This is a genomic window from Bacteroidota bacterium (genome assembly GCA_036522515.1).
In the GTDB taxonomy this organism is placed as follows: Bacteria; Bacteroidota; Ignavibacteria; order UBA10030; family SZUA-254; genus VBOC01.
In genome coordinates this window covers 23,023-39,694 of record DATDFQ010000007.1, presented here as the reverse complement: position 1 = coordinate 39,694, position 16,672 = coordinate 23,023, and the positions used below count along the sequence as shown (strand labels likewise).

11 protein-coding genes are annotated in these 16,672 nt (G+C 59.4%); 1 reads left to right on the top strand and 10 read right to left on the bottom strand.

The genetic code is table 11. The annotated features are described in order from the left end of the window. Window positions 1-94 precede the first annotated feature (94 nt). Entirely contained in the window at window positions 95-3,613 is a 3,519-nt protein-coding gene (locus VI215_01055; GenBank protein ID HEY6190894.1) for a T9SS type A sorting domain-containing protein, read from the bottom strand. A 457-nt stretch (window positions 3,614-4,070) separates the two neighbouring features. Beyond that, complete coding sequence (locus VI215_01050) at window positions 4,071-7,529, bottom strand: CehA/McbA family metallohydrolase (protein ID HEY6190893.1); 3,459 nt, start codon at window positions 7,527-7,529, stop codon at window positions 4,071-4,073. Window positions 7,530-7,804: 275 nt separating this feature from the next. Between VI215_01050 and tadA the strand changes: the two genes are divergently transcribed. Beyond that, the gene (tadA, locus tag VI215_01045; GenBank protein ID HEY6190892.1) at window positions 7,805-8,269 is read left to right on the top strand and encodes a tRNA adenosine(34) deaminase TadA; all 465 of its coding nucleotides are present in this window, start codon (window positions 7,805-7,807) and stop codon (window positions 8,267-8,269) included. Between the two features lie 15 nt (window positions 8,270-8,284). On the opposite strand, the gene prfA is transcribed toward tadA, so the two are convergent. The 8 genes from prfA to VI215_01005 all read right to left on the bottom strand — a co-directional run bounded on the left by prfA (window position 8,285) and on the right by VI215_01005 (window position 16,671). Further along, window positions 8,285-9,352: a peptide chain release factor 1 gene (prfA, locus tag VI215_01040; GenBank protein ID HEY6190891.1), complete on the bottom strand. Its 1,068-nt coding sequence runs from the start codon at window positions 9,350-9,352 to the stop codon at window positions 8,285-8,287. Between the two features lie 3 nt (window positions 9,353-9,355). Beyond that, the gene (locus tag VI215_01035) at window positions 9,356-10,372 is read right to left on the bottom strand and encodes a DUF1385 domain-containing protein (GenBank protein ID HEY6190890.1); all 1,017 of its coding nucleotides are present in this window, start codon (window positions 10,370-10,372) and stop codon (window positions 9,356-9,358) included. A 240-nt stretch (window positions 10,373-10,612) separates the two neighbouring features. Further along, complete coding sequence (locus VI215_01030) at window positions 10,613-12,133, bottom strand: oligosaccharide flippase family protein (protein ID HEY6190889.1); 1,521 nt, start codon at window positions 12,131-12,133, stop codon at window positions 10,613-10,615. 4 nt (window positions 12,134-12,137) lie between these two features. Then, complete coding sequence (gene nadC / locus VI215_01025; protein HEY6190888.1) at window positions 12,138-13,025, bottom strand: carboxylating nicotinate-nucleotide diphosphorylase; 888 nt, start codon at window positions 13,023-13,025, stop codon at window positions 12,138-12,140. After that, complete coding sequence (locus tag VI215_01020) at window positions 13,022-13,189, bottom strand: Trm112 family protein (GenBank protein HEY6190887.1); 168 nt, start codon at window positions 13,187-13,189, stop codon at window positions 13,022-13,024. The genes nadC and VI215_01020 overlap by 4 nt, the downstream gene beginning before the upstream one ends. Then, window positions 13,186-13,635 (bottom strand): thioesterase family protein, encoded by a 450-nt coding sequence (locus VI215_01015; GenBank protein ID HEY6190886.1) that lies wholly within the window; start codon window positions 13,633-13,635, stop codon window positions 13,186-13,188. The genes VI215_01020 and VI215_01015 overlap by 4 nt, the downstream gene beginning before the upstream one ends. Window positions 13,636-13,704: 69 nt before the next feature. Next, a complete protein-coding gene (locus VI215_01010; GenBank protein ID HEY6190885.1) occupies window positions 13,705-14,655 on the bottom strand; it encodes an acetyl-CoA carboxylase carboxyltransferase subunit alpha in 951 nt (316 codons plus the stop codon). Window positions 14,656-14,664: 9 nt separating this feature from the next. Then, the gene (locus VI215_01005) at window positions 14,665-16,671 is read right to left on the bottom strand and encodes a glycosyltransferase (GenBank protein ID HEY6190884.1); all 2,007 of its coding nucleotides are present in this window, start codon (window positions 16,669-16,671) and stop codon (window positions 14,665-14,667) included. Between the last annotated feature and the right edge of the window lies 1 nt (window position 16,672).

Genomic DNA, 16,672 nt, shown 5'->3' with positions numbered 1-16,672 from the left:
CCGCAAGCTGAAGCCTACACCCACCGCTGCCCTCGAGGATTCGTTGGCCGCAGCCTCAGGCTGCGTCCACCAATCCGGAAGCTGAAGCTTGCAGCTACCGCATGAGCATCATTTTCTTGACCCGCACAAAGCTCTTGCCGTCCGCTCCGTCCGCAGACATCCGGTAGAGATACACTCCTGACGGAACGCTCGACGCATCCCATTTCACCGAGAGATACCCGATATCCATCGACCGGTGGTCGATCAGGGTGGCCACCCTCTGGCCGAGCAGGTTATACACAGCCAGGGTCACCACCGACTGGTGCGGCAGGTCGAACTCGACCGTCGTGCTCGGATTGAACGGGTTCGGATAGTTCTGATGCAGGGCATATTCCTTCGGTACGAGTTTCCCCTTTTCCGTCACCGCTGTCACCGAATCAGACGTCGTGAACGTGAAGGTCTCGGTCGACAGAACCGAATCAGATCCGTCCGTTACGAGCACGTTCCAGGTATACGCCGTCTGCGGGACGAGAAGGCTCATCAGGTCCGAAGACGAGAACGACGAATCGGTCGTCACCCCGACCAGGATGGGCGACGGAGACTGGACGATGACGAAGTATTTCAGCGTATCCCCTGCGTCGAGATCGGTCGAAGGATGCCAGCTGAACTCGATTGGAACTCCCGGAGACTTCAGTTTAATGGTGTCGCTGTTGAGCGGTCCCGTCAAACCGAATGCTGCCGGCGCGTGATTGAGGACGGTAAACCCCACCGGCCCCGACGTCCCGCCGCCAGGAGCGCTGTTCGTCACCGAAAACGACGTGCTCCCGAGAGCGCTACCCGCGCCCACGCTGACATTCGCCAGAATGGTGTCGGAAGTATGGACGGCAAACGAATTGACCGTGATCCCCGCTCCCCCGTTCAGCGTGCTGACGCCGTTCACAAAGTTCAAACCTGTCAGCACCAGATCCAGCGTCTGGCCCCTGAACGCCGCCAGCGGTGACACAGTCTTCAACTGCGGCAGGGGATGGGTATCGAAGAACGCCTCGATCGTGTGGTCCCCAAGGATGTTGGTGAACGTATATTTGCTCAAGGCACCCACCGACACGCTGTCGACGTGGACATCAGCCACGAAGTAAGCCGAATCGGGAGTTATGTTGAACACGAGAGTCCCGCCGGACGAGGCCGGGACGGCTCCCGAGGGAGCGATCGTTCCGTGCGGGCCAGCGCTCGCGAAGACCGTGAAGGCCTGGAGGGCGAAGCTCGCCTCGATCGTGTGGTTCGCAGTGACATTCGTAAAGGTGTAGTTCGGGACCGCGCCTACCGAGACGCTATCGACATGGACGTCGGCAACAAGGTATCCGGCATCCGGCGTGATCGTAAAGCTCTGACTCGCGCCGTAATTGACCGAGACCGCACCCGAGGGAGAGATCGATCCGTTGGCGCCCGCACTTGCGTTCACCGTAAAGGTCTGGGACACGAAGGACACTTCAATGACATGGGGTGCCGTCACGCTTGTAAACGTGTAGTTCGAAACGGGGCCCACGGAAACGCTGTCGACATGGACGTCGGAAACCAGATACCCTGCGTCGGGGGTAAATGTGAACGTCTGATCAGACCCATAGTCCACGAGAACCAACCCGGACGGTGAGATGGAACCGTTCGCATCGGCGATCCCCTTTACCGCGAAGGTCTGGATCGCGAAACTCACTTCGATCGTGTGATTCGCCGTGACGTTTGTGAACGTGTATCCGGGCACCGGGCCCACCGACACAGAATCCACGTGCACATCGGAGATGAAATATCCCAGGTCCGGTGTAATCGTAAACGACTGGTTTGCGCCCGAATCCACCGGGACCGTTCCCGAGGGAGAGATCGACCCGTGCGCATTCGCACCCGCCACGACGTTGTACGTCGTGATCGCGAAGCTCGCGCTGATCGTATGATTCGCGGCCACCCCTGTGAACGTATACTCCGGAACGGCGCCGACTGAAACGCCGTCGACAAGCACGTCCGCGACATGATAGCCGGCCGACGGGGTCAGCGTGAACGTGTTATCCGACCCGTAATCCACGACCACAGTTCCCGACGGGGAGATCGATCCGTTGGCTCCCGCCGAGGCCGTGATCGTGTCGGTATCAATCTGAAACGAGACCACAATCGTGTGATCCACAATCAAGTCCGTAAAGCTGTAATTCGTTACGGCTCCCACCGATACCCCGTCCACCAGGACGTCCAGGACATGGAAATGTGCGTCCGGGGTGATCGTAAAGGACTGGTTCGAGTGGGATGCCAGCCTGACCGCATCGGAGGGCGAAATCGAGCCGTTCACTCCGGCCAACGCGTTTACCGTGACGGTGTCCGCCAAAAAGCTCGCGGCGATGGTGTGGTTTGCGGTGACGCTCGGGAAATTGTAGCTCGTCACACCCCCCTGGGAGACCCCGTCCACCACGACGTCCGAGACATAGTAGTTTGCGTTTGGCGAAATCGTGAAAGACTGGCTTTGGCCATAGGTCACCGAAACGGCACCCGACGGGGTGATCGATCCGTTCGGGCCCGCGCTGGCGTTGATGGTGGGCGTACTGATATCGCCGATCGCAAAGTCACTGAACGTCGTCAAACCCGTCACCTGCGTGCTTGTGGCCGTCTTCGTCCCGACCGTGGGCAGAGTCCAGTTCGGCGAATTGTACTTGCCGACGATAAAGTTGGCCGTGTTCGCGCCGCCGTCGAGGTCGCCGGCGACAAAGTTAAACGTCGCGTTGTAATTCGTAAACACGACACCGCTGTTCGCAAGGGTATAGTACCGGTTCACGCTCTTCGATCCGTCGATCGCGGAGGTGCCGAGGTTCGGATGATCTCCGGCCGTCGCTTTTCCGGTGAGACTGCCGGCTGTCGTCACGTTTCCGAAGGCGACCACGACAGGCGAATAATTTGACGCGTCGCCGACGTGAAACGTCACAGAAGTCGCGCCGGTTCCGACCGGCATCTGGAAGTTACCGCTGACCCATCCGCCCGTCCGGGTAAGAGTGCCCGTCGAGGCAAGGATCAGGCTTGACGCTCCCGTCGAGACCACGCCGGAGGTCAGCGTAAGCGCACCGGTGACCGTAAGATTGGAGGCGAGAGTTACGCCGCCCGAACTATTGACCGTAAGGGCGCCGAAGGATGAGCTCGTGGTGACGGTCTGTGCCGTCGTGCCGTTCAGCACCACCAGCATGGTCCCCGGAGAGAACGTACCGCCGTTCTCGGTCCAGTTACCGGCAACAGTGACGACATTGCCCGATGTGGTGCTTCCGAGCTGGCCGCCGAGAAGGGCCAGTCCACCGGCTCCGACGGTGAGCGTCGCATTATTGATAAAGTCTTTTGTGCCCAGAGCGCTCGACTGCGTAAACGATAAGCAGACCGCGTTCGTGTTCACCTGAAGTGCGCCGCCGCCGTCGTTAAAGGCGTCGTCCGCGGCCGTCGGCACTCCCGCGCCTCCGGCTCCACCCTGTGTCAAACTCCAGTTGGCCGCCCGATCCCAGAACCGGCCGTTTCCCGAGCCGGAACCTACCCAGTGTCTTTGTCCTGCCGACAAGCCGGCGACGAACGTGAAAAGGAGTGCTGAAGCGACAAGAACCCTCTGTAAGCTTTTATGCATGAACCCCTCTGCTGAATATGATGAAAAGTGGCCTAAACTGGTGAAACGAGCTATTTCTTTCAAAATTGCAATTTGCCTTCATTCGGTAGCCGAGTAACCTACTCCCCAGATAGAGCCAAAAAGATCGAAAAACCCAGAACCGTCTATCTGCTCGCAATATCTTAAATTTTTTGCGAGTGCAATAGTAAACAATTCGGGTCGTATTGTCAAGAGAGAAAGTGCTTTTTAACACATTATATTTCTCCTATCAAAAAAAGGCTTATCCTTAACAGAATCGGCAATTTTGAAAGTTGGAGGGGAAGAGATTCGGGTGGAAGCTGGGTAAGAATTGAGTAACTACGCAGGAATGCGCGAGCTAGAACGGGAAAATCGGGTAAGGGGGGATTACAGCGCAAGGGCGGGAATTGGTACCGGCGGAGTTTCGCCGCCTGGTCGATTCGCGACTTAAAGGTCGCGGCTACCGGACGATGACCATCCTCTTGACTCCGCGGAATGATTGGGAGGAATTTTCTGTGCCCGTCGCTTCGACACGATAGAGGTAAATCCCGCTCGCTTCGGCCGGCTCCCAGAGAACAACATGATACCCGGCGGGCTGCACCTCATCGACAAGCTTGGCCACCATGATTCCAAGAAGATTATACACCGTCAGGCTCACACGGCTTTCGACCGGGAGATCGTAACGGATCGAAGTGGAGGGATTGAACGGGTTCGGATAATTCTGGTGGAGGGCAAATTCCGAGGGCAGAGGTTGCGATTGCGAGTTCTGGACTTCGATCACAATTCTCCTGGTGCCCGACGATAACTGCGTCGAACCGCTTGCCGGGAGCACGATGTTTTTCGCATCGGACAAGAGCCTGAACCTCCGATCCTGCTTTTCCTCGATTCGCCAGGAGAGTTTCACGGAATGCCCGCCGGTCTGAAGCGCTACCGGAAACCTCTGCGTGGGAATTCCCCGATCGCGAAGCGTCTCGGCGGAGCGTTGCGATTGGAACCGCACATCGAACGCTTCCGGAGGGGGCACGGGCGGCACTTCGTGCGTGTACCCCGATTCACTCCGCGCGTCCGCCTCGCCGATCGACAGGGCCTGGCGATGACCCAGCTGGTCTTCAAAAACAAAAATGTTCGGCGGTTCGGGTAAATTCGCGGCTTGCTTTGCCGCCAAAGGCGCGCTCCCCGATAAAGAAGAGAGAACCAGTTTGCCGCTTCCCTTCGCCTTCACCCAGTACCCGTTCACCGGCCTGAGGGAATCCGCGATCGCGTAGGCCCCGTCGTATCCGAAGAAGGGGGAATTCAGGATGCCGGCCGGCTCGGATTGGATGGCCGCGACGTCGACCGCAACCGAGGTGGAACCGATCAGATTCCATCCTCCGACCACGGGGATGGAATCCTCAATGTCGGGGTCTCCGGCGAATTCATACATCGCGCTCGAATCGAACTTGATCCAATAGCCCGCGTTTCTGACCAGGTTTTCGTTCCCGACATACCCTCCCTGGTACGAAAACGCCTTTGATCGAGCGTTCGGGAAGGACGATGCGAGTGCCGAGCCGGTCTCCCCGACCGGAAGGGAAACGATCTCCCAGCCGCCCCCGACCGTCCTCGCGGTTGAAAAACAGGCAAGGGTCTGGCTGGCCTCCGCTCCCGGTGATGTCAGCACGCTATCGCCGTTCCTGCCGGTTACCGCGAAGGTATACTGGAGGCATTGGTGGAGCCTGTTCGCCAGCAGGCCGCTGCCGCCTCCCCATCCGGCCATAGTCCTCCATACCGGAAGGGGGCCGAGAGTTCCATCCTGCTGCACGAAGAGCTGGGTCGAATCGCATCCGCCGGCGATCGAAAACTGTGTCGTTGAGGGATTTGGCCCGGGATCGAGCGTGATGTTTACAGACCGGTAAGACGCATTCGAGAGCAGCGGTTGTCCGGGGGGAGCTGCGAGCGTCGATCGGTTCAGCCCTATGAACCCTCCCTCTCCTTGCCCGTTGAACGGTACGATCCGGTAGTAGCATCGCTGGTCGACTTGCAATCCTGTGTCCGTGAATGAAACGGAGTTCTGGGGGAGGTCCGTCCCAATCTGAGCAAACGGTCCGCCCGGCGCGAGCGAACGATAGATGCGATACCCGCTCTCATCCGTGGCGACGTCCGTCCAATGGAAGAGAATGCTGTTGGTGGTCACATTATCGACCGCGGCGTTCGAGGGGGGCAGGGGGACATTCGCCGTGGTGAAACTGCTGACGGCATTCGATGCGGCCACCGAACCGTTCGGATTTTTCGCGACCACCTTCCAATAGTAGGTCGTCCCCGGGAGGAGGCCATCGTACGCGGCCGACGTATCCGCCAGGTTGGAATCGGCGCGGACTGAGGGGGGATTCACCTGATCCAGATAGACATCATACGAAGCCGCATTCGGAGAAGAATTCCAGTTCAGCATCCCCGAAAGAAGGAGCGACGTCGCGCTGTTCGGCGGCGAAACCATCATAAACCCTCCGGGGGGCGGGCCGTGCGTGACGAAGGACCAGGGTGCGCCCGATGCCGTCACCTGCCCGCTGTCGTTCTTCGCAACCACTTTCCAGAAATAAGAGGCACCGTACGTCAAACCCGAATAGGAATAGGAGATACCGGCCTGATTCGCGCTGACCGGGGTGGAGAATGCCGTGTCGGTCGCCAGGTAGACGTCGTATTGGACGGCTCCCGACGACGCCTGCCAGGTGAGCGTCCCGGAGATCTCCTGTCCCGCCGAACTGTTCGCCGGCGACAATTGCGAGAACTGAGCCGGTGCGCTCAACTGCGTCACTGTGATCCACATCGGGGCGCTCCAGGCTTCCCTGCCGTTGGTCTCCCTGACATACGCATAATAATAGTAGGTGGTCCCAATCGGCTGCGGCTGTGAAACGACGAGAGAATCCTGGCCGGCGACCGATGCCAGGGCCGTTGGGACGCTGCCGGAACCGGGGACGCCATACCGGAGCTCGATCGTCGACATCGCGTCGCCGTCGGGCTCGACCACCTTGACGCGAAGAGGGACAGAGCCCGACATCGTAAACTTTTCGCCCATCTGATGCGCGCCCACTTCGAACCGCAGCTGCAGGTTATGATCCTCGGTGGCGTATGCCCTCCGGTGCCGGAGCGCCTCGACAACATTGGCCCTGGTCAGGGAGGTCGCGAGCACTGCCGTCCGCTGCTGGTTCAGGTGGCCGAAATTGGTGTAATGGTTGTCCTGGTTCGCGCAGGGTGCGACATGGTATCCCTGCCTCAGGAGATCGTGGTAACGGGACGTATAGTCGGTGCTCGAGGGGTCGGTTTCGGTATAGGAGGCGTCGAGCGCGGGGCCGTTCTTCATCGCGGTCCCAACGACGACGCTATCCCACGCGGCGTTGAGCGCATTCGAGAAGATCCCGCTGTAATCGGTCGATTGCGGATGGGCGAAATAACAGAACCCCCCGTATTTCTTGACTGAATCGAAGAGCATGGAGTAATTCGACTTTTGGACGTAGACGTCGTAATTTCCGGCTTCCCATCCGAATAATTTGTTTGTCCCGTAGACAAGGACGTGCCCTCCCCCGCCGATCGTCCCCCATTCCTGCCCGTACATGCCGACGAACACTCCGTCCTGGTTCATCGAATCGGCCTCGGCATTCCCGGCGCGCCAGTATCCCAGGTTCATGTGGAGGTCGGAGCTCTCATGATGATTGTGGTCGCTCACCCCGAGGAAATCCATGTCATTGGCATTGTCACGGGCGTAGGTGATCGCCTTCGCGACCGGTTTTTTATAGGTGTTGGTATCCTGCTCCTTGTTTCCGTCGGAATACCAGGTCTGGGAATGGAAATCACCGAAATAGATGTTGTACGGGCTCTGCGCGAGCGCGCACGTGAGCCCGCCACACACCCATACGAGTGCGAGGAAGATTGGGAGGCGGTTCTTCATCGGTTACAAGATAATCAAATGATGATCCTTAATCAATAGATTTGGCTGTCGTCTGAATTTACCCCTCGTTCCCACGCTCTGCGTGGGAACGCAGACCGCGGCGCTCTGCGCCGCAACGAGGTTGGGACGCGGAGCGTCCCCGTAGGCATTCCGCCGCGGAGCGGCGGAACGAGAAGAAAGGTGTTGGGATGACGATGAAACCCTCATTTGCCCATTATTCAATATTTCGATATACTTTCGCTTCATTATGATATCCTTTCCCGGGGTAAACTGAGGTGATTGCAGACACGAAGGATCACAGCTATTGGATGGAGTTGGCGCTGCGCGAGGCCGAAATCGCCGGAAAGCGGAAGGAGGTTCCCGTCGGCGCGGTCATCGTCCGGCGGGGCGTCGTCATCGGGAAAGGCTCAAACCAGATCGAGATGCTCCAGGATCCGACGGCCCACGCGGAGATGATCGCCCTGACAGCCGCCGCATCCCATCTTGAGAGCCGGCGTCTCCAGGAGTGCGCGATGTACGTCACTCTCGAACCCTGCCCGATGTGCGCCGGCGCCATCGTGCTTTCACGCCTTCCCGTGCTGGTCTTCGGGGCGTACGACCCCAAGGCGGGCGCCTGCTCGTCGCTCTACACGATCACGAACGACATCCGGCTGAACCACAGGGTGCATACGGTCGGAGGGGTACTGGAGGAGAAATGCGGGGGGATCCTGAAGGAATTCTTCCTCGCGCACAGGAAGTGAGCGGGGGCGGGCCGGTTAACCGCTTCCCTGAAGCTTTTCCGCGCGGTCCGCGACCTGCAATTGCTCGATCAGTTCGTCGAGCTTCCCGTCGATGACTTCCGAGAGGTTATAGAGAGTCAATCCGATCCGGTGATCGGTAACCCGGTTCTGCGGAAAATTATACGTGCGGATCTTGTCGCTCCTGTCGCCGCTCTTCACCATGAGCCGCCGCTGCGCCGTGATCGAGGCGGTCTGCTCGGACATTTTCTTCTCATAGAGCTTCACACGCAGCATCTTCATCGCGCGCTCGCGGTTCTGAAATTGCGACCGCTCCTGCTGGCAAGCCACGACGATGCCGGTCGGCTTGTGGGTGATCCGGACCGCGGTCTCCACCTTGTTGACATTCTGACCGCCTTTGCCGCCTGAGCGGTAGGAGGCGAACTCCAGGTCCGCCGGATTGATTTCAATTTCGACGTCTTCGACTTCGGGGAGAACGGCGACGGTCGCCGCGGAGGTGTGGATGCGTCCCTGGGCCTCGGTTTCCGGGACGCGCTGGACGCGGTGCACACCGCTTTCATACTTGAGCGCCCCGTAGGCGCCGATTCCCTTGAGCGAGAAGGTCACTTCTTTGAATCCGCCGATCCCGGTGTCGCTCCAGTCGAGCAATTCGGTCTTCCACCCCGCCCGTTCCGCGTAGCGCGTGTACATCCGGTAGAGATCGGCCGCAAAGAGAGCCGCCTCGTCCCCCCCTGTTCCTCCCCGGATCTCGACGATGCAGTCCTTGTCGTCGTTCGGATCCTTCGGGATCAGAAGCGCCTTCAGATCCTCTTCCAGCTTCGAGAGTTTCGCCTGCGTTTCGCCCAGCTCCGCGGAGGCGAGCTGGCGCAATTCAGGATCGTCGGAGGACTCGGCGAGCGATTTCAGGTTCGCGAGATCGGCACGGGTCTTCTTGTAGGAAAGGTAGGTTCGAACGATTCCGGTGAGCCCGCTGTGTTCCTTCGAGAGGTCCCGGTAGCGCTCCATATTGCCGGTCACAGCCGGATCGGCAAGCATGTTCGTCAGCTCGTCGTAGCGTTCGACGAGTTTTTCCAACCGATCAAACATGCGTTAGTTGAGGGCGAGTTCCGAGGGGTGGAGAACATACGCGGGCGCCCCGGGCTCGTCGATCCCGAGCGCGCACTTCAGGGCGACGAGCGCCACTTCAATCTGGGAAGCGTCGGGCTCGCGGGTTGTGATCCCCTGGAGCCAGAGGCCCGGCGCAACGAGGATTTTTCCGATTGGAGTGTTGCTCCGGCGGGCCGACCAGCGGATGAATTCGTAGGCGATGCCCCCCACGAGCGGGATCAGGGGGAGATGGGTGAGCATCCGTATGGGCAGGGAGATTGTCCCGAGCCAGAGAATGAGAAGTGAATCGAGCACGGAGAAAAAGAGCATCGACGCGACCATCACGATCAGGATAAAACTCGTGCCGCAGCGGGGGTGAAATCGCGTAAATCCCTTCGCGGAATCGACCGTCAGATCCCCCATCGATTCAAAGGTGAACACCGCCTTGTGCTCGGCGCCATGATACTCGAACAGCCGTTTTACATCCTTCATCAGCGAGATCGCGAGCAGGTAGGCGAGAAGAATCGAGATGCGGATTCCGCCCGCGATAAAATTGAACCAGAAAGCCTGCTGTTCGACGTGGAATACCCTTGTCGTCAGGACAAGCGGCGTCACAAAGAAAATCGCGACGCCCATCGCGAGCGAAAACATCACGGTCAACGCGATCCGGAGGTTCGAGGCGGTCTTCCTGGCAGGCTTCGCGCCGTTGCCGTTGGCGGGCTCCTTCTTCGCAAGGTCCTGCATGGCGATTTCGGTGGAGAAATTGAGCGTGTCGATGCCGATAAACATCATCTCCACGAGACCGACGGCGCCGCGAAGCACGGGCAATTTGAATATCTTGTTCTTCTCCGCGAGCGAAACGTACTCGCGCCGTTTCACGACGATCTCGCCGTTGGAGCGCCTCACCGCCGTTGCGATGCGCCCCGGGGCGCGCATCATGACCCCCTCGATCACCGCCTGGCCCCCCACCTGCAGGGGCTTGTTGGGATCGAACTTCAGTCGTTGATTTTCCGCGGGCAAGTAACGCTCCTTAGTTGATGAAAACGAACGGGAACCTGTCAATTTCTCCGATTGTAATATACTCACTCGAGCGTGGAGTTGCAATAGCACTCAGTGGTGGCTGGATTTCAACGGATATGTCATCCTGAGTGAGCGTAGCGAACGAAGGATCTTCCACATCGGCCTGCAAGATCCTTCGCGGAGTTTACACTGAGCGAAGCGAATGTGCTCAGGATGACAAACCGAGACATTCCCCGGCACTCAGCTCGCTCCCGACTCCTCGACGGGGGGTTCCTGCTCCGCCCCAACCTCCTTGCGGGTCCGCGCGGCTGCTGTCAGCTGGCGGAGAACCGAGAGCTCCCTCGCATCGAAAAACTTCATCACAAACATCAGGCCCAGAAACAGGACGAGGATTCCGGCTTTCCAGAGGAGAACCGGCGTGCCCGGGGAGACGGGGAGCGCCGGGTACAACAACATGACGGCGGCGACCGCCCCCCCGATCTTCAAGAGCCTCCCCCCTTCATACGGGACCGGATAGACGCGACGGGCGACGAAGTAACCGGCCACGGCCATGGCGAGGTAAGCGAAGAACGTCGCCCAGGCGGCGCCCATCATCCCATACGACGGGATGAGGAGGTAGTTCGCGAGCACGTTGACCAGGGCGCCGAAGAACATGATCGCCGGCAGGTAGTACGTTTTCTTCTCGATGTAGATCCCGGCAGAGACGTTGATGTAGATTCCGAAAAACAGATACCCCAGAAGCACAACAGGCACGATGGAAAGCCCGTCCCAGTAGTTGGGGCTGATGATATGCCTCCCGAAGATGCTCAGTTTGACGATATCTCCCACGAACAACGAAACCCCGAGGAAAATCACCGACATGAGAAGGACCAGATACGTGAGCGCGCGGGCGAAGATCTCCTTCGCCCTCGGATCCTTCGCCATGGAGAAGAAGAAAGGCCGCCACGCGTAATCGTACATCGAAACGATGAGCATCATGAAAATCCCGAGGCGGTAATTTGCCTGGTAGATTCCCACGGTGGCGTCGTCGGTGAGGGCCCGGAGGATCGGCCTGTCGATGACCTGGACCGCCGTGGCGGACAAGCCCGCCGGGATCGAGGGTAACCCGAATTTCAGGAGCGCCTTCAGGAGGCCCGGGTGGAAGCCCGGGGAAAGATGGCGGACGATCGTCGGAATGAGAAGAAGGAAGGTCAGCACCGATGCCGTGAGTCCGCTGATGAAGATCCCCTCGACCCCCATGTGGAGTCCCACAAGAAGAGCGACGTTCATCCCGACGTTCACGACGATATTGACAAACTTGAGCGAGGCAAACTGCACGGCCTTCCGCTCCATCCGGAGGGTGGCGAACGGAATGATCGCAAGCGCGTCGAACGCGAGGATCCCCGCCGCGTAATAGACGATGGATTTGAACCCGGGCGGAAGGCTCATCGCCGCGGCGAGCGGGCTCGCGAACGCCGCGATCAGCAGAGAAAAGAAGATGGAGGACGCCAGGAGCGCGGCGAACGGCGTGGTGAAATTCTCTTTCGGCGTGCCGAGTTCCAGCGTCGAGGAATACTTGAAGTAGGCCGATTCCATCCCGTACGAGTAGACGACGTTGACGAAGGCGATGAGGGAATAGACGACCGCGATGATCCCGTACGGGCCGGGAAGAAGCACGTTCGTATAGAGCGGGATCAGCAGGAAATTCAGGAACCGGCCGATGATGGTGCTCGTGCCGTAGATGATCGTCTCGCCTCCGAGACGCTTCAGCTGCTGGAGCATCGCCCTAGGGGGCCGGTTGTGAGGAGGAACCCGGTGGGAGGATCTTCAACGAAAGATCGAGCGCCTTCGGCGAATGAGTCAACGCGCCGACGGAAATGTAATCGACGCCTGTTTCCGCGATTGCGCGAACGGTGTCGAGCGTGACGTTCCCCGACGCCTCCACCTCCATGGCGTGGTCGATGAGCTTCACCGCAAGAACCATGTCGGGAATGGAGTAGTTATCGAGCATCAGGCGGTCGACGCCCGGGCATCGCAACGCCTCGCGCACCTCGTCGAGGTTCCGCGTTTCCACTTCCACCCGCGCGCGATAATTCTTCTCCTTCAGGAAGCGGAGGCAACGGTCCACTGCCGCGGAAATCCCGCCGGCGGAAACGACATGATTGGACTTAATGAGGACCATGTCATCCAGTCCGAACCTGTGGTTTGTGCCCCCTCCAAGCCGGACTGCCAGCTTGTCGAGCACGCGCAATCCGGGCGCCGTCTTCCGGGTGTCGGTGATCCTGGCCTTGGTGCCGCCGGCCGCGTCGACGAACTTCCTCGTCAGTGTCGCGATCCCGCTCATCCTCTGAAGGATATTCAGGGCGGTCCGCTCCGCCTTCAGGATTCCGGCAACGGGGCCCTCGATCGATGCGACGACCGTTCCCGGTTTGATAGAAGACCCGTCGGCCGCCACGGATGTGAACGCCAGGTTCGGGTCGACAAAGTGGAACGTCTGCGAGGCGATCTCCACTCCGGCGATGACGCCGGATTCCTTCGCCCGGATCTCGCCGAGACCGCGCTCATCCCCCGGAACGATTGCATCCGTGGTGATGTCGCCGATCCCGAGATCTTCCATCAACGCCTCCTCGATGAGCCTCTCGATCCTGCTGTCGGAGTGGACGCCGGTCATCATGTCCTTTTGGGCTCCTCCTCGACAAGCATCACCGGAATCTTCCCCTCCACATGATAGGAACGGCCGCATGCCCGGCAGGTGAGCGTGTTCCGCGCGGGATCGCCTTCCAGCTCCCCGCGACACGCCGGGCAACAGAGCAACTCAAGAAGCTCCTTCGAGATCATGATTGCTTTGTTCCCCGAACGGGGTCCCGGTTCGCGGAGGTGAGCGACCTCCCGAGTGTTTCCAGGAACAGGCCCGGAGCGCGCGCCGGTTTTCCGGAGGCGGCGTTGACAAACGTGTGGACGGTATAACCGGAGGCGAGGGGATCCTTTTCTCCCTCATTGAAGACTTCATACTCGATGCGCACGCGCGCCTGCGGCAGCTCGGAGAGCATGGTTTTCACGGTGAGAAGATCGTCATAGCGCGCGGACCTGAGGTAGCGGGCGTGCGCCTCGATCACGGGGAGATAGTAACCCATCCGCTCGATCTCAGGATAGGAAAGGCCGATTTCCCGGAGGAGATCAGACCGCCCTTGTTCGAAGTACTCGAAGAATTTGCCGTAATAGACCATCTTCATCTGGTCGGTATCGGCGTATCGGACGCGGACCTTCGTTTCTGTGGAGATCATGCCCGGGTTCTAGCGTGCCGGGAGGAGAGTGATCGAAAGGAGTCCGGATCCTCGCCGGGCGGCGCGGCCTTATTCGTCATACTCTCCCATCGATCCGAACTTTTCGATCCGTTTCTCGATCAGCTTGTCGAGTTTGAGTTTTTTCAGCTTCTTCAATTCCTCAAGGAGGATCTGCTTCAGAATCTCGGCCGACTGGGCCGGATTCCGGTGAGCGCCGCCCAGCGGTTCGGGGACGATTCTATCGACGATCCCCTGCGCCAGGAGATCGGGCGCCGTGAGTTTCAACGCTTCCGCCGCCTGTTCCTTGAAATCCCAGCTCCGCCAGAGAATGCTGGAACAGGATTCCGGCGAGATGACCGAATACCAGGTGTTTTCCAGCATGAGAATGCGGTCGCCGATGCCGATGCCGAGCGCGCCGCCCGACGCGCCTTCGCCGATGATCACGACGATGATCGGGACCGGGAGGTGGGACATTTCGAAGAGGTTCCGGGCTATCGCCTCCGCCTGGCCGCGCTCCTCGGCTTCCAGGCCGGGATAAGCGCCGGGCGTGTCGAGCATCGTGATCACGGGCCTGCCGAATTTCGCCGCCAGTTTCATCAGCCGCAGCGCCTTCCGGTACCCCTCGGGGTTCGGCATCCCGAAGTTTCGGTAGACATTGGATTTCGTGTCGCGCCCCTTCTGGTGGCCGATGATCATCACCGGTTCCGTGCCGAGGCGTCCCAGTCCGCCGACGATCGCCTTGTCGTCGCGGAACCCCCGGTCGCCGTGCAGCTCCACAAAGTCGGTCAGCATCAGCGAGATGTAGTCGAGCGTGTACGGCCTGTCGGGATGCCGCGCGAGCTGCACCTTCTGCCATCGCGTAAGCCCGTCGTAGATGCTCTTGCGGAGCTGTTGCACCTTCTCCTCGAGCATCTTGATCTCGTCGGTGATCAGAAGGGAATCGGAGTATTTCCTCATTTCCTCGATCTTCTGTTCCAGATCGATAATCGGTTTTTCAAAGTTCAGGACAGTCTTCGCCATGGCCTTTTCTTACGGCTTCCTTTTTCCGAGGAAGGTCTTCAGCATGATCTCGAAATCAAGCAGGAGCGATTGATTCTTTGCGTAGTAGAGGTTGTACTTTTCAGATTCTTCCGCGGTCAGGTCCGCGCGGTAATTGAGTTGAACCAATCCGGTCAACCCCGGCTTCCCGAGGTAGGCATGCGAGCCGAGAGAGCCGTTCCGCGAGGCGCCGGATGAATCTGCCGGCGGCCCGACCAGGCTCATCGATCCGTCCAGTACCCTGGGAAGGAACAGCACCTTCTGCCGAAATTGCCCCGCCTTGGTTTCCCCTCTCTTCCCCATCGCCACCCAGGGATAAACCAGTAAGAGAAGGATCGACGATCCCGCGATGTCGAAGCATCGCTTCAGAGCGCGGTTGAGCGTCCGGTCGATGTTGTACTCGATCTCGATCAGGGGTATGTCGTCGAGCTGATCGATGTGCGTCTTGCCGATGATCACCTCGAGGCTGCTCGGGACGAGGCGGAAATTCACCGACTTGTTCCGCGCCCGCCCTATGACGGAGAGGATGTCCGTATAGGAGAGGTTATCGGTCGAAAAAATCACGTCAGACGCCTTTTGTTCCTGGATAACTTTTCCAATATTGTCAATACTTCCCAGAATTTCAACCCCTGCGAGGCTCTCCCCCACGCGCCTGCGGTTCACGTCGATGAAGCCGACGACATCGTACCCGTCGTCGATTCGCGCCCGGAGCTTCCGGAGCACTTCCTGTCCCGAGGTCCCGGTGCCGACGATGATCGTGCGGCGGCCGAACAGGCCACCGCGGCGGCGCTCCGGCGATCGAAGCAGGGCGCTCGCCGCCAGGCGCCAGCCCGGAAGCAGGATCATGCTGATCACGCCCGAGATCAGGACGACCATGCGGCTGAACCCGTATTGCTTGAAGAAGAAAGTCAGCGCCGAGATGACGACATATCCCACGAGCACTGCACCGGCCGCGCGAGAGATCGAAAGTTTTCGCGTGGTATAGGCGCCCATGGAGTACATCGCAACGGCGATGATCAGCCACGGAATGGTGGTCGTTACCGGATACGCATAGGCGGGGAGCCGGAAGAGCTCGCCGAACCAGATGAGCTCTCCGAGAAGGAGCGCCAGGTTGACGAAGAACAGGTCCAGGACGGCTGCCCGAAGAGGGCGGGCGATCCGGATCAGAAAGGCGATCCATTCCCGTGCGGCGATCCCGGCGGTGAGAAGCAGCGGGGAAACGACACCGCGCTTGAAATGCTTCTTGACGAAGAGATGCATCGCCTCGTAGAAAAGCTTCACCTCGTCGATGTCGCTTCGGCGCGCGCTCTGTCCCTTGTAATGGATGATCTGGGTCGCCGGAGTGTAGTAGATCTTCCACCCTTCCTGCTTGATCCGGTAACACCAGTCGAGGTCTTCGCCGTACATGAAAAACTGCTCGTCAAGCCCCCCCACCTGTTCGATCGCCTTCCGCCGGACGAACATGAACGATCCGCTCACGGCATCGACCTCGTAGGCCTGCTCGGGATCGAGATAGGTGAGGTTGTACCGGGCGAAGTGGGGAGACCAGGGAAAAATGGAGCTCAAGCCGGCTATTTTCGTGAAGGCCACCCACGGCGTCGGAAAACTGCGGCGGCAGGCGAGTTGAAACGTGCCGTCGGAGTTCAGCACCTTGCATCCGGCCAACCCCACTTCGGGGCGATCGTCCAGGAAGTCGATCATGACACGAATCGTATCCTCCTGGATCAGAGTATCCGGGTTCAGGAGAAGAATGTACTCGCTCTTCGATTCACCGAGCGCGGCGTTGTTCGCGGCGGCAAACCCTGCATTCTTCTCGTTCACGATGAGCCGGACGTCGGGAAATCTCTGCCGGACCATTTCCGCGCTCCCGTCGTCCGAAGCGTTGTCGACCACGATGACCTCTCCCTCGATCCCTTTCATCGCTTTCTGTACGGAGACGAGCGCGCTCTCGAGAAACGGGCGGACGTTGTAATTCACTATGATGACGGAGAGCTTCAAG

Excerpts from the sequence above, each read along its gene's own strand:
- VI215_01020 (HEY6190887.1), bottom strand. The coding sequence starts at position 13,189 with ATGATCTCGAAGGAGCTTCTTGAGTTGCTCTGTTGCCCGGCGTGTCGC.
- nadC (HEY6190888.1), bottom strand. The coding sequence starts at position 13,025 with ATGATGACCGGCGTCCACTCCGACAGCAGGATCGAGAGGCTCATCGAG.
- VI215_01010 (HEY6190885.1), bottom strand. The coding sequence starts at position 14,655 with ATGGCGAAGACTGTCCTGAACTTTGAAAAACCGATTATCGATCTGGAA.
- prfA (HEY6190891.1), bottom strand. The coding sequence starts at position 9,352 with ATGTTTGATCGGTTGGAAAAACTCGTCGAACGCTACGACGAGCTGACG.
- VI215_01055 (HEY6190894.1), bottom strand. The coding sequence starts at position 3,613 with ATGCATAAAAGCTTACAGAGGGTTCTTGTCGCTTCAGCACTCCTTTTC.
- VI215_01030 (HEY6190889.1), bottom strand. The coding sequence starts at position 12,133 with ATGCTCCAGCAGCTGAAGCGTCTCGGAGGCGAGACGATCATCTACGGC.
- VI215_01050 (HEY6190893.1), bottom strand. The coding sequence starts at position 7,529 with ATGAAGAACCGCCTCCCAATCTTCCTCGCACTCGTATGGGTGTGTGGC.
- VI215_01015 (HEY6190886.1), bottom strand. The coding sequence starts at position 13,635 with ATGATCTCCACAGAAACGAAGGTCCGCGTCCGATACGCCGATACCGAC.